This is a genomic window from Nonomuraea corallina (assembly GCF_027620315.1).
Lineage (GTDB): Bacteria > Actinomycetota > Actinomycetes > Streptosporangiales > Streptosporangiaceae > Nonomuraea > Nonomuraea corallina.
Window position 1 is genome coordinate 1 of record NZ_JAPNNL010000038.1, and the last position, 11,618, is coordinate 11,618.

The 11,618-nt window shown below is 75.2% G+C and carries 10 protein-coding genes and 1 pseudogene; 5 read left to right on the forward strand and 6 right to left on the reverse strand.

Translation table 11 applies throughout. The features are described 5' to 3' along the window. From OUY22_RS12465 to OUY22_RS12485, 5 genes and pseudogenes are all read left to right on the forward strand, one after another. Nucleotides 1–519, forward strand: a pseudogene (locus tag OUY22_RS12465) (hypothetical protein); the annotation flags it as partial. Between the two features lie 67 nt (nucleotides 520–586). Continuing rightward, on the forward strand, nucleotides 587–1,579 hold the full coding sequence (locus tag OUY22_RS12470) for a LacI family DNA-binding transcriptional regulator (RefSeq protein ID WP_270155042.1): 993 nt from the start codon (nucleotides 587–589) through the stop codon (nucleotides 1,577–1,579). Nucleotides 1,580–1,586: 7 nt separating this feature from the next. Next, nucleotides 1,587–2,360, forward strand: a complete 774-nt coding sequence (locus OUY22_RS12475) for a sugar phosphate isomerase/epimerase family protein (RefSeq protein ID WP_270155083.1) — start codon at nucleotides 1,587–1,589, stop codon at nucleotides 2,358–2,360. An 8-nt stretch (nucleotides 2,361–2,368) separates the two neighbouring features. Further along, nucleotides 2,369–3,295, forward strand: coding sequence for an alkaline phosphatase family protein (locus OUY22_RS12480; protein ID WP_270155043.1), 927 nt, complete (start codon nucleotides 2,369–2,371; stop codon nucleotides 3,293–3,295). A 68-nt stretch (nucleotides 3,296–3,363) separates the two neighbouring features. Further along, on the forward strand, nucleotides 3,364–5,982 hold the full coding sequence (locus OUY22_RS12485; protein ID WP_270155044.1) for a PEP/pyruvate-binding domain-containing protein: 2,619 nt from the start codon (nucleotides 3,364–3,366) through the stop codon (nucleotides 5,980–5,982). Between the two features lie 33 nt (nucleotides 5,983–6,015). Here the strand turns inward: OUY22_RS12485 and OUY22_RS12490 are convergent, their stop codons facing one another. From OUY22_RS12490 to OUY22_RS12515, 6 genes are all read right to left on the reverse strand, one after another. Further along, entirely contained in the window at nucleotides 6,016–6,897 is an 882-nt protein-coding gene (locus OUY22_RS12490) for a sugar phosphate isomerase/epimerase family protein (protein ID WP_270155045.1), read from the reverse strand. Then, entirely contained in the window at nucleotides 6,894–8,057 is a 1,164-nt protein-coding gene (locus OUY22_RS12495; protein ID WP_408638151.1) for a dihydrodipicolinate synthase family protein, read from the reverse strand. The genes OUY22_RS12490 and OUY22_RS12495 overlap by 4 nt, the downstream gene beginning before the upstream one ends. Next, on the reverse strand, nucleotides 8,054–9,199 hold the full coding sequence (locus OUY22_RS12500) for a Gfo/Idh/MocA family protein (protein ID WP_270155046.1): 1,146 nt from the start codon (nucleotides 9,197–9,199) through the stop codon (nucleotides 8,054–8,056). Before OUY22_RS12500 ends, OUY22_RS12495 begins: the two co-directional genes overlap by 4 nt. Nucleotides 9,200–9,267: 68 nt before the next feature. Beyond that, on the reverse strand, nucleotides 9,268–10,494 hold the full coding sequence (locus OUY22_RS12505; protein WP_270155047.1) for an HRDC domain-containing protein: 1,227 nt from the start codon (nucleotides 10,492–10,494) through the stop codon (nucleotides 9,268–9,270). A gap of 45 nt (nucleotides 10,495–10,539) precedes the next feature. Further along, nucleotides 10,540–11,136 carry a DUF3000 domain-containing protein gene (locus tag OUY22_RS12510; RefSeq protein ID WP_270155048.1) on the reverse strand — a complete coding sequence of 199 codons (597 nt, stop codon included), beginning with the start codon at nucleotides 11,134–11,136 and terminating at the stop codon, nucleotides 10,540–10,542. 60 nt (nucleotides 11,137–11,196) lie between these two features. After that, on the reverse strand, nucleotides 11,197–11,400 hold the full coding sequence (locus OUY22_RS12515) for a hypothetical protein (RefSeq protein WP_270155049.1): 204 nt from the start codon (nucleotides 11,398–11,400) through the stop codon (nucleotides 11,197–11,199). Nucleotides 11,401–11,618 lie beyond the last annotated feature (218 nt).

The following is an 11,618-nucleotide window of genomic DNA, read 5'->3' on the forward strand; positions in this document are numbered from 1 at the left end:
GCGGCGGTCGTGGTGCTGGGCGTGGGCGCGGGCTGGATGCTCACCGGCTCCTCCTCCGACGACCCCTGCGCGGGCGGGCGCTGCGCGAGCGTCGGCGACCTGAGCACCCCCGCGGCCGAGGAGACGGAGACGGACGCCCCCGTCGACGAGGCGACCGACCCGGCCACCCCCGAGCCCTCGGTCACCCCGTCGGACACGCCGGCCACCGCGCCCACGCGGGCGCGCCCGACCCGGACGGCCGCGCAAGAGGAGGCCGAGCCCCAGCCGGAGCCCACCCGGACGCGCGCCCGGTCCGCCGAGCCCGAGCCCGAGCCGTCGAGCGCGGAGACCCGGGCTCCGATGAAGGGGACCGACGAGCCGGAGACCAGCGCCAGGCCCGAGCCGCGGACGGAGGAGGACACGGCCGGCGACGGTGCCGGCGACGGTGCCGGCGACGGGGCCGACCAGCCCCCGACCCAGGCGCCGCAGCCGCAGGAGACCAGGCGGGGCCTGTTCGACATCCTGTTCCCCTGGGCCTGAGACGTGCAAGGATGCGGATCCGGGTGCTCGTCGGGCATCCTGGAGTCCGTTTTTCCTGGGGGGTCTCGTGGTCACGCTGGAGGACGTCGCCAAACAGGCGGGCGTCTCGCTCGCGACCGCCTCGCGGGTGCTCAACGGCAGCACCCGCCAGGTGGGCGCGACGCTGCGGGCGCGCGTCGAGCGCGCCGCCGACGAACTGGGTTATCGCGCCAACACCGCGGCCCAGACGCTCGCCAGGGGCGCGAGCAACGTGATCGGCATCGTGGTCCACGACCTGACCGACCCGTACTTCGCCGCGCTGGCCGACGGCGCCATGCGGGCCGCCGCGGGGGAGCGGCTGCTGGTGATGGTCGGCACCACCCACCGCGACCCGGAGCAGGAGATCGCGTACGTGTCCGCGCTGCACGCGCAGCGGGTCCGCGCCGTCCTGCTGGCCGGGTCCCGGGTGGCCGACCCCGAGGTCACCGGCCGCCTGATCGCCGAGCTGGACGCCTACCGGGCGAGCGGCGGCCGGGTGGCCTGCGTCGGCCAGGACCTGCTGGGCGCCAACACCGTCGCGCCCGCCAACCGGGAGGGCGCCGCGGCGCTGGCCCGCGCGCTGGCCGGGCTGGGCCACACCCGCTTCGCCGTGCTCGCGGGACCGCCCCACCTGATGACCGCCGCCGACCGGTGCGCCGGGTTCGTCTCCGCCCTGCGCGAGCTCGGGCTGCCGGAGCCGCTCGTCGTGCACGGCCCGTTCGACCGGGACGGCGGCTACGCGGCCGCGGCCCGCACCGGCGAGGCGACCTGCGTGTTCGCGGTCAACGACGTGATGGCCGTGGGGGCGCTGGCCGCCTACCGGGAGCGCGGGCTCCGGGTGCCGCAGGACGTGTCGGTGGCCGGGTTCGACGACATCGCCACGCTCCGTGACCAGGTGCCCGCCCTGACGACGGTCCGGCTGCCGCTGAAGGACATGGGCGCGCGGGCCCTGGAGCTGGCGCTGACGACGGACGAGGGCGTGGTCGTGGAGCAGGTGGCCGGCGAGGTCGTGCTCCGCGAGAGCGTCAGGGACCTGCGGTGACGGCGTGATGCGGCTGGCCTTCAGCACGCTGGGCATGCCGGGAGCGGGCCTGGACGAGGCGATCGAGACCGGCCGCCGGGCCGGCTGCGCGGGGCTCGAACTGCGCCTGCACCCCGACACCGGCGTGCACGCCGGGCTCGGCCGCCGGGAGCGGCTGTCGGTGCGGCGCCGGGTCGAGGAGGCCGGGCTGGAGATCGCGGCGCTCGCCGGGTACGTCGGGGTGTGCGAGCCGGGCGACGACGACGCGGTGGCCGGGGCGCTCCGCGCAGATCTGGAGCTGGCCGCCGACCTGGGCGCGCCGGGGGTGCGGGTGTTCCCGCGCGGCGACGACCCCGCGCTCGGCGCGCGCCGGATCGGGGCGGTCCACGGTACGGCGGCGGAGCTGGGCGTGCGGGTGTTGGTGGAGACCCACGACAAGATGCCGACCGGGGCCGCCGTGGCCGCCCTGCTGGCCGAGGCCGGCGGCCCCGCGACGGCCGGGGCGCTGTGGGACCTGCTCCACCCGTGGCGCGCCGGCGAGTCCCCGGCCGCCACGCTGGCCGCGCTCGGTCCTTTCCTGGCCTATGTCCAGGTCAAGGACGCCGTCTCGGCGGCCGACACCACGCCGGTGCCGATGGGGACCGGATCGGTGCCGCTGGAGGAGGCGGGCGGGCTGCTGCGCGCGGCCGGCTACCGCGGCTGGGTGTCGCTGGAGTGGGAGCGCACGTGGTACCCCCAGGTGGCGCCGGTGGAGGAGATCCTTCCGGGGGCTGCCGCGTGGATTCGGCGATTTGGCGCTTAGATGGTGGAATGTCCCAGCTGAGGAAGAAGGTGCTCGTCGTCGGGATGGACGGCCTGCGCTTCGACCGGCTGCGCGCGCTGCGCCCGCCGGTCCTGACGTCGCTGATGTCCGCGGGCGCGTACGGCACGAGCCTGCTGCCGTACGGGGAGGAGGCGGCCCCGCGCACCGAGTCCCCCGGCGAGGTCGTCCCGGAGCCTCCGGCGGAGCCCGCGCCGCCCGGTGAGCGCGTGATCAGGGCCAGGACCGACTCCGGGCCGGGGTGGTCGTCGATCGTCAGCGCGGTGTGGCCGGACAAGCATGGCGTGGTGGACAATGGGTTCGCCGGAGCGCAGTTCACGAAATATCCGGACTTCTTGACGCGGGCGCAGGAGGCGCGGCCCGGCCTGTCGACCGCGGCGTTCTTCTCCTGGGCCGCCCTCGACGAGCACGGCGCCTTCGGCCGCGCCATCGGTCACCGCCTCGTCCTCGACGGCTACGCGCTCACCTTCGCCGGCGCCGACGAGCGGATCGCCGCCGAGGCCGAGCGCCACCTGGCGGAGACCGGGCCGGACCTGACGTTCGTCTACCTGGGCGACACCGACGAGGTGGCGCACGAGCTGGGGCCGCTGTGCCCCGAGTACGCCGCCGCGCTGACGGTGCAGGACGCCGCCCTGGGCCGCTTCCTCGACGCGATCCGGGCCCGTCCCTCGTACGCGGAGGAGCGCTGGACGGTGCTGGTGACCACCGACCACGGCCACGTCGACGAGGGCGGGCACGGCGGCGTCACGGACGAGGAGCGCCGGGTGTTCGTCATCGCCGCCCGGCTGGGCGCGGACCTGGGCGGTCTGTCGCTGGTGCGGCCCCGGCTGGTGGACGTGGGCCCGACGGCGCTCGCCGAGCTGGGCATCCCGGTCGACCCGGCGTGGGACCTGGACGGGGTGCCGCTGGCCATCTGATCGTTCATCGATTGTTGAATTCTCCGCCCGCACGGTGAAGACTCGAAGGCACGAGGGCGGGAGGAACGATGGTGCTGGACCTTTCCCAGGTGCGCGGCGACCTGATCGCCGAGGTCGGCGGCAAGGCGGCCGGGCTCGGCGAGCTGATGGCCGGGGGCCTGCCGGCGCCGCCCGGCGTGGTGGTCACGACCGACGCCTACCGGCGGGTCGCCGACGCGGCGGGCCTGCCCGCGCTGATCGCCGCCGGCGGCGACGGACTGGCGGCACGGGCCCGCGAGCGCCTGCTCGCCGCCCCCGTCCCACCGGACGTCGAGCAGGCCGTCACGGCCGCGTACGCAAGACTGTCGGCGGCCGTGACGCACGGGAAGAAGGGCTCGGTGCCGGTGGCGGTGCGGTCGTCGGCCACGGCGGAGGATCTGCCGTTCGCCAGCTTCGCCGGGCAGCAGGACACCTACCTCGACGTGACCGGCCCGCGGGAAGTGCTCGACGCGGTCCGCCGCTGCTGGGCCTCCCTCTGGACCGACAGGGCCGTCGCCTACCGGGAGGCCAACGGCGTCGGCCACGCCGGCGTCGCCCTGGCCGTCGTGGTGCAGGCGATGGTGGACGCCCAGGTGGCCGGGGTGATGTTCACCGCGAACCCGGTGACCGGCCGGCGGCACGAGGCCGTCATCGACGCCGCCCCCGGCCTCGGCGAGGCCGTCGTGTCCGGCGCGGTCAACCCCGACCGGTTCGTCGCCGACACCCGCACCGGCGAGATCCGCGAACGCCGCCCCGGCGACCGGCCGCCCGCCAGGGGCCTGCCGGGCGTCGCCGAAGGGTCCGGCGGGCTGTGCCTGACCGACGCGCAGGTGCGGGAGCTGACCGCGCTCGGCGCGCGGGCCGAGGCGCACTTCGGCGCGCCGCAGGACACCGAGTGGGCCATCGGGCCCGACGGCGCCCTCTGGCTCACCCAGTCCAGGCCGATCACGACCCTGTACCCGCTGCCCGAGTCCAGGGGCGCCGGCCTGCGGGTCTACTTCTCGGTCAACGTCGTGCAGGGCGTCATGGGGCCGCTCACGCCCCTGGGGCTGGCGGCGTTCAAGCTCATCGGCTCCGGCGCGGCCGCCGCGATCGGCCGTCCGCCCGCGAACCCGCGCCAGGGGCCGCCGGCGATGGCCGTGGCGGGGGAGCGGCTCTGGCTGGACCTCACCGTCCCGCTGCGCAGCCGCGCGGGACGGGCGATCCTGCCCCGGATCCTCCAGGTGGGCGAGGCCCGCGCGGTGGCGCTGGTGCGGGAGCTGACCGCCGACCCGCGGCTGTCGGTGGTGCACGCCTCGCGCCGTCCGCTGCTGCGGACCGCCGTCCGCGCCGCGCGCCGCCTGCGGGTGCCCGCCAAGGTGGCGTGGGCGCTCTTCCGCCCGGAGCGCGCGCTCGCGTACACCCGCAAGCTCGGCGAGGACCTGGACGCGCGGCTGCGACTGCCCGGGACGGCCACGCCCGCCGACCGGCTGCGGCACGCCGAGCGGATGCTCGGCGGCGCCTTCCCCGGGATCGTCTCCGTCATGCCGATGGCGCTCACCGGATACGGCCTGTACGGGCTGGCGGCCAAGCTGTCCGGCAGGTCGCTCGCGGAGCTGCAGGACGTGCTGCGCGCCGTGCCGCACAACCCGACCACCGAGATGGACCTGGAGTTGTGGCGGCTGGCCACGCGCGCCGAGCCCGAGCCGTTCCGGCGCGAGCCGGTGGCCGAGCTGGCGCGCCGCTACCGGGCGGGCACGCTGCCTCCGGCGGCCCAGCGCGGGATCGCCGCCTTCCTCGACGTGTACGGGCACCGCGGCGTCGCCGAGATCGACCTGGGCGTGCCGCGCTGGTCGGAGGAGCCCGACCACATCCTCGGCGCGCTGGCCAACTACCTGCGCCCGGACCTCGCGGCCGGCGGGCAGGCGGGCCACGACCCGGCCGCGCAGTTCGCCCGGGGAGAGGCGGCCGCCCGGCGGGCGGTGGCCGAGGCCGTGGCCGCCGCGCGCCGGCGGGGCCGGGTCAGGGCCGCGGTCGTCCGGTTCGCCCTGGGACGCGCCAGGCAGCTCACGGGGCTGCGGGAGCTGCCCAAGTTCTTGCTGGTGAAGGTGCTCGCGGGCGTCCGGGCCGACCTGCTGAAGGTGGGCGGCCACCTGGTGGAGACGGGGGTGCTCGACGCCCCGCGGGACGTGTTCTTCCTGAACTTCGCCGAGCTGGAGGCGGCGGTGGCGGGCACGGGGCGCGGCCTGCGGGAGACCGTCGCCGCCCGGCGGGAGGTCCACGAGCGGGAGCGCCGCCGCGGGCACGTGCCGCGGATCATGCTGTCCGACGGCACCGAGCCCGAGGCCCAGCTCGCCGGCGCGGCCCCGGACGGAGCGATCACCGGCACCCCGGCCTCGGCCGGGACCGTCACGGGGACGGCCCGGGTGGTGCTCGACCCGGTCGGCGCCCACCTGGAGCCCGGCGAGATCCTCGTCTGCCCGTCCACCGACCCCGGCTGGACCCCGCTGTTCCTCACCGCGGGCGGGCTGGTCATGGAGATGGGCGGCGCCATGTCGCACGGCGCGGTGGTGGCGCGGGAGTACGGCATCCCCGCCGTGGTCGGCGTCCCCGACGCCACCCGCCGCATCCGCTCGGGCGAGCGGGTGACGGTCAACGGCGCCGCCGGCACCGTCACCGCCGAGGGCTGAGCCAGGGCGGTGACGTGAACGCCGCCGGCACCGTCACCGCCGAGGGCTGAGCCAGGGCGCCACGAGGGCGGCGTGGCGCTCCTTCATCAGGGCCACCACCTCGTCCGGATCCGCCGCCCAGACGTCGGCGTTGAAGATCTCCACCTCGACGTCACCGGTGTATCCGGCGGCGGCCACCGCCCGGCTGATCGGCGGGAAGTCGATCACCCCGTCGCCCATCATGCCCCGCCCCAGCAGCACGTCGGCGGGCAGCGGATGCAGGTAGTCGCACACCTGGTAGGAGGCGATCCGCCGGCCCGCCCTGGCGATCTGCTCACGCAGCGCCGGGTCCCACCACACGTGGAAGGTGTCGACCACCACCCCGACCTGCTCCGGCGGGTACGCCAGCGCGAGGTCGAGCGCCTGCCCGAGGGTGGACAGCACGGCGCGGTCCGGGCAGTAGACCGGATGCAGCGGCTCCAGGGCCAGCCTGACCCCGCGCTCTCCCGCGTACGGGGCCAGCGAGGCGAGCGCCTCGGCCACCCGCTCACGCGCCCCGGCGACGTCGCGGGAGAACCCGGCGGCCGGCGGTTCGCCGGGCGGCACCCCCGGCAGCCCGCCCACCACCATCACCAGGCAGGCCGCGCCGAGGTCGGCGGCCTCGTCCACGGCCCGCCGGTTGTCCTCCAGCGCCGCCGCGAACGCCCGCCGGCCCTCCTCGCCGGGCAGCCCGCCCGCCGTCAGGAAGCCGCCCCGGCACAGCGACGACACCCGCAGCCCCGCCTCGCGCACCAGCTTGGCGCTGCGCGCCAGTCCCGTCTCGGCCACCTTCTCCCGCCACAGCCCGACGGCCTCCAGCCCGTGCCTGGCGCAGCCGTCCACCGCCTCGGGCAGCGACCAGCGCCGCGTCGTCCACTGGTTCAGCGACAGGCTCACTGCCCGTTCACCTCCAGCAGCGCCCGCATCCGGCGCACCGCGAGCTCCTGGTCGGTCAGCAGCCCCGCCTGGTCGGCCAGCCGGAACACCTCCGCCAGATGCGTCAGCGACCGGGCCGACTGCGCGCCGTTCACCATCGCGAACGCGTCCTGGTGCCCGTTCAGCCAGGCCAGGAACACGATCCCGGTCTTGTAGTGGAACGTCGGCGCCTCGAAGATCTTGCGCGACAGCGGCACCGTCGGCGCCAGGATCTCCTCGTACGAGGCCAGCAGCCGATCCCTCTCCCGTTCGCCGGCGGCGGCCTCGGCGGCGTCCAGCGCCCGCAGCGCCGCGGCGGCGGCCGGGGCGATCGCGTCGAAGATGCCCAGCAGCGCGTGCGAGCCCGTCCTGATCAGCGACGGGTAGTTGAAGTCATCGCCGGTGTAGAGCCGGACGCCCGCGGGCAGCGCGGCGCGCAGCCGCACCTCGTGCTCCTCGTCCAGCAGCGACACCTTCACCCCGTCCACCAGCGGGGCGTGCGCGTGCACCAGCTCCAGGAACGACTCCGTGGCCGTCGCGACGTCGGCCGCGCCCCAGTAGCCGGCCAGGTGGGGGTCGAACATCTCGCCCAGCCAGTGCAGGATCACCGGCCGGTCGGCCAGCCCGAAGAGCTTCCCGTACACCCGGTGGTAGTCCTCCGGCCCGCCCGCCACCCGGGCGAGCTGCCGGGACGCCATGATGATCACGCCGGCGCCGGTCTCCTGGACGGTCTCCACCTGCTCGGCGTATGCGGCGGTGATCGCGTCCAGGTCCGCCGCGTCCGGCGCGTGGTCGGTGCCGGCGCCGCACGCGAGCAGCTCCGCGGGGTCTCCCAGCGTGGCCGCCTCGGCGGCGCCGCGCCTGATCAGCTCGCGGGTGGCGGCCCAGTCCAGGCCCATGTTGCGCTGCGCGGTGTCCATCGCGTCCGCGACCCGCAGCCCGTACGACCACAGATGGCGGCGGAAACGCAGCGTGGCGTCCCAGTCGACGGCGGCCGGGGAACCGGGGGTGTTGTCGCCGAGCGGGTCGGCCACCACGTGCGCGGCCGCGTACACCACCCGGGAGGTCGCGGGCCCGCCGCCGGAGGGCCAGGCGACCGGCTCCCTCAGCGTGTACGGGCCGCCGGGCAGGTCGATCCTCACAGCGCCGGCACCTCGATCCTGCGGCCCTCCGCCGACGAGCGCAGCCCCAGCTCGGCCAGTTGCACGCCGCGCGCGCCCGAGGCGAAGTCGTACGGGAACGGCGCGTCCTCCAGCACGTGCCGGACGAACAGCTCCCACTGGATCTTGAAGCCGTTGTCGAACTCGGCGTTGTCCGGCACGTCCTGCCAGCCGTCGCGGAAGCGGGCGGTCACCGGCAGGTCGGGGTTCCAGACCGGCTTGGGGGTGGCGGCGCGGTGCTGGGCCCGGCAGTCGCGCAGCCCCGCGACGGCGCTGCCGTGCGTGCCGTCCACCTGGAACTCCACCAGTTCGTCCCGGTTGACGCGGACCGTCCAGGAGGAGTTGATCTGCGCGACGACGCCGCCCTCCAGTTCGAAGATCCCGTAGGCGGCGTCGTCGGCCGTGGCCGCGTAGCGCTCGCCCCGCTCGTCCACCCGCTCCGGGATGTGCGTGGTGGCGTGCGCGTACACGGACGTGACCCGGCCGAACAGGTTCTCCATCACGTAGTGCCAGTGCGGGAACATGTCGAGCACGATGCCGCCGCCGTCCTCGGCCCGGTAGTTCCACGACGGGCGCTGCGCCTCCTGCCAGTCGCCCTCGAACACCCAGTAGCCGAACTCGCCGCGCACCGACAGGATCCGCCCGAAGAAGCCGCCGTCCACCAGCCGCTTGAGCTTCAGCAGGCCCGGCAGGAACAGTTTGTCCTGCACCACGCCGTTCTTGACGCCCTTGGCCGTGGCCGCCTGGGCCAGCGTGACCGCCTCCTGCACCGACTCGGCGGTGGGCTTCTCGGCGTAGACGTGCTTGCCCGCGTCGACGGCCTTGAGCACGGCCTTGACCCGGGCCGAGGTGACCTGGGCGTCGAAATAGATCAGGTTGCCGTCGTCGGCCAGCGCGGCGTCGAGGTCGGTGGTGTGGTCGGGGATGCCGTGGGCGGCCGCGAGCCGGGCGAGCTTGTCGGCGTTCCTGCCCACCAGCACCGGCCTGAGAGTGACCCGCTCGCCGTCGGAGAGCGTCACACCGCCCTGCTCGTTGATCGCCAGGATGGAGCGGACCAGGTGCTGACGGTAGCCCATCCGTCCGGTGACGCCGTTCATCACGACGCCGATGGTGCGCACGCTCATGGGGATCCTTTCACGGAAAGCGCTTTCCCGAACCGTACGGCGGAGCCGCCTGAGGCGTCAAGAGCCGCTCAGGCCTCGCGCGCAGGCTCCAGCCTGGCCAGCGCCTGCGCGAGAGGCCGCGCGGTGAGCGTGAGCTGCCACTCCCGCGCGCCGAGCTTGCGCAGCCGGGCGGTGACGCTCTCCTCGCTGATCACCTCGGGTGGCTCCCAGGTGAGCCTGCGCACCGCGTCGGGCTGCAACAGGTTCTCCGTGGGCATGTGGTGCTCGTCGGCCAGCGCCGCCACCACGGCGCGCGCCGCCGCGAGCCGCTTGGCGGCGGCCGGGTCGCGGTCGGCCCAGCGGTTGGCCGGCGGCGGCCCGTCACCGGCCGTGCTCGGCTGCGGGAGCTGGCTGTCGGGCAGGGACCGGGCCCTGGCCACCGCGCCCAGCCAGTCGTTCATGTGGCGGCGGGCGCTGCGGCCGGTGAACGCCGAGATCTCGGTGAGCGCCTTCTTGGTGCGCGGTCCCTCCAGCGCCGCCGTCACGATCGCGGCGTCGGGCAGCACCCGGCCGGGGGCCAGGTCGTTCTCGCGGGCGATCCGGTCGCGCATCGTCCACAGCTCGCGCACGATGGCCAGCGCGCGCACGTTGCGCACCTTGTGGATGCCGGACGTGCGCCGCCAGGGATCGGCGCGCGGCGCCGGCGGCGGCGTGTTGAGCACCGCCTCGAACTCCTCGCGCGCCCACTCCAGCTTGCCCGCCTCCACCAGCTCCCGGTGGAGCGCGTCGCGGAGCTCCACCAGCACCTCCACGTCGAGCGCGGCGTAGCGCAGCCACGCCTCGGGCAGCGGCCTGGTCGACCAGTCGGCCGCCGAGTGGCCCTTCTCCAGGCGCAGCCCCAGCACCGTCTCCACCATCGTGCCGAGCCCCACCCGCTCGTAGCCGAGCAGCCGGCCGGCCAGCTCGGTGTCGAACACGTAGCGCGGCCGGAACCCCAGCTCCAGCAGGCACGGCAGATCCTGGGAGGCGGCGTGCAGCACGATCTCCACCCCGGCGACGGCCTCGTCGAGCGCCGACAGGTCGGGGCAGGAGACCGGGTCGATCAGCGCCGTGCCGGCGCCCTCGCGGCGCAGCTGCACGAGGTAGGCGCGGTTGCCGTAGCGGTAGCCCGAGGCGCGCTCGGCGTCGACCGCCACCGGCCCGGAACCGGAGGCGAACGCCTCGACGGTGCGGGCGTAGGCGGCCGCGTCGGCGACGATCGGCGGGATGCCGTCACGCGGCTCCAGGAGCGGGACGACCGTCCGTTCTTCGGTCATGAGTCCACCGCCCTCATGACACCGTTGCTGTGTTGTCTGGTGCCCTCACGTCGTTCGGTCACTCTCCGGATCTTCGCGTCTGCGAGGCATGGCGGCCACGTCGGGGGGGAGGGGCGGGATCCCGGCCGCCACGCACATGAGGTCGCACCACGCGGCGACGTGACCGGACAGATCCTCCTGCGCGGGGGACCAGGACGCCCGCAACTCGAGCTCGGTGGTGACCGGGTCGTCGGCCTTGTTGCCGAAGCCCTCGGACACCGCTCTTGTCACCGTACCGCCGGCGGCGGAGTAGGCGGCGTCGTGGGCCTCGAGCGCCTCCGTCAGCCAGCTCCACGCGACGGGCCCGAGCAGCGGGTCGGAGGTGATCTCCGGCTCCATGTCGGCCCGCACGTAGGCCACCAGCCGGAACGGGCCGTCCCACCCGCGCTGGCCGTCGGGGTCGTAGAGCAGGATCAGCCGGCCGACCGCGAGCTCGTCGTCGTCGCGGTAGACCGACGCGCCGATCGCCGCCGAGTGGGGGGCCAGGCGCTGGGGCGCGGGCAGCTCCTCCAGCTCGATCTCCGGCCTGACCTCGGCCGGCCGCAGGCTCGCGGCCGCGCGGCGGAACGCCGCGGGCGCTGGTGGCCGCTCACCGAGGGTCATAGTCGAAGAGTAGGTCGAAGGGGGACGGAAGGGGACCACGGGGGTGCTCATCGTGCGCGGTCACACCGTCGCCAGCCGGCGGACCGGGCGGGCGAGCTGGGCGGAACCGAGGATGACGGCATGGCCGCACGAGACGCAGGCCCACTCCGGGCACTCGCCGAGCTCGTGCTCGTCGGCGCAGACCGGCTGCTCGAACAGCCGCTCGCCGGCGCAGGACGCGCAGTGCCCGCTGCGGCACTGCGCGGAACTCCACAACGCTGTCATCGCACCAGTCATCGAACCGGGGCCTTTCTTCGGGTCGTGGCTCCGACGTTGGCACGAGCGACTGACAATTCCGTGCAACGCGCTCGGCGTGTCCCGAAAGTGGATGGCGAATCGATGCCGCGCGGTGCCTTTGCCGACAATTGGACCGCCTGAGACCGGCGGCAGGCTGTCGCATGGGGCGGCCTCGACTCCGAGGGCCGACGCTGAAACGTCCACCG

What these genes read in the sequence shown, in the direction of transcription:
- OUY22_RS12510 (WP_270155048.1), bottom strand. Translation starts at nt 11,136, where the DNA reads ATGACCCTCGGTGAGCGGCCACCAGCGCCCGCGGCGTTCCGCCGCGCG.
- OUY22_RS12475 (WP_270155083.1), top strand. Translation starts at nt 1,587, where the DNA reads ATGCGGCTGGCCTTCAGCACGCTGGGCATGCCGGGAGCGGGCCTGGAC.
- OUY22_RS12485 (WP_270155044.1), top strand. Translation starts at nt 3,364, where the DNA reads ATGGTGCTGGACCTTTCCCAGGTGCGCGGCGACCTGATCGCCGAGGTC.
- OUY22_RS12480 (WP_270155043.1), top strand. Translation starts at nt 2,369, where the DNA reads ATGTCCCAGCTGAGGAAGAAGGTGCTCGTCGTCGGGATGGACGGCCTG.
- OUY22_RS12505 (WP_270155047.1), bottom strand. Translation starts at nt 10,494, where the DNA reads ATGACCGAAGAACGGACGGTCGTCCCGCTCCTGGAGCCGCGTGACGGC.
- OUY22_RS12515 (WP_270155049.1), bottom strand. Translation starts at nt 11,400, where the DNA reads ATGACAGCGTTGTGGAGTTCCGCGCAGTGCCGCAGCGGGCACTGCGCG.
- OUY22_RS12500 (WP_270155046.1), bottom strand. Translation starts at nt 9,199, where the DNA reads ATGAGCGTGCGCACCATCGGCGTCGTGATGAACGGCGTCACCGGACGG.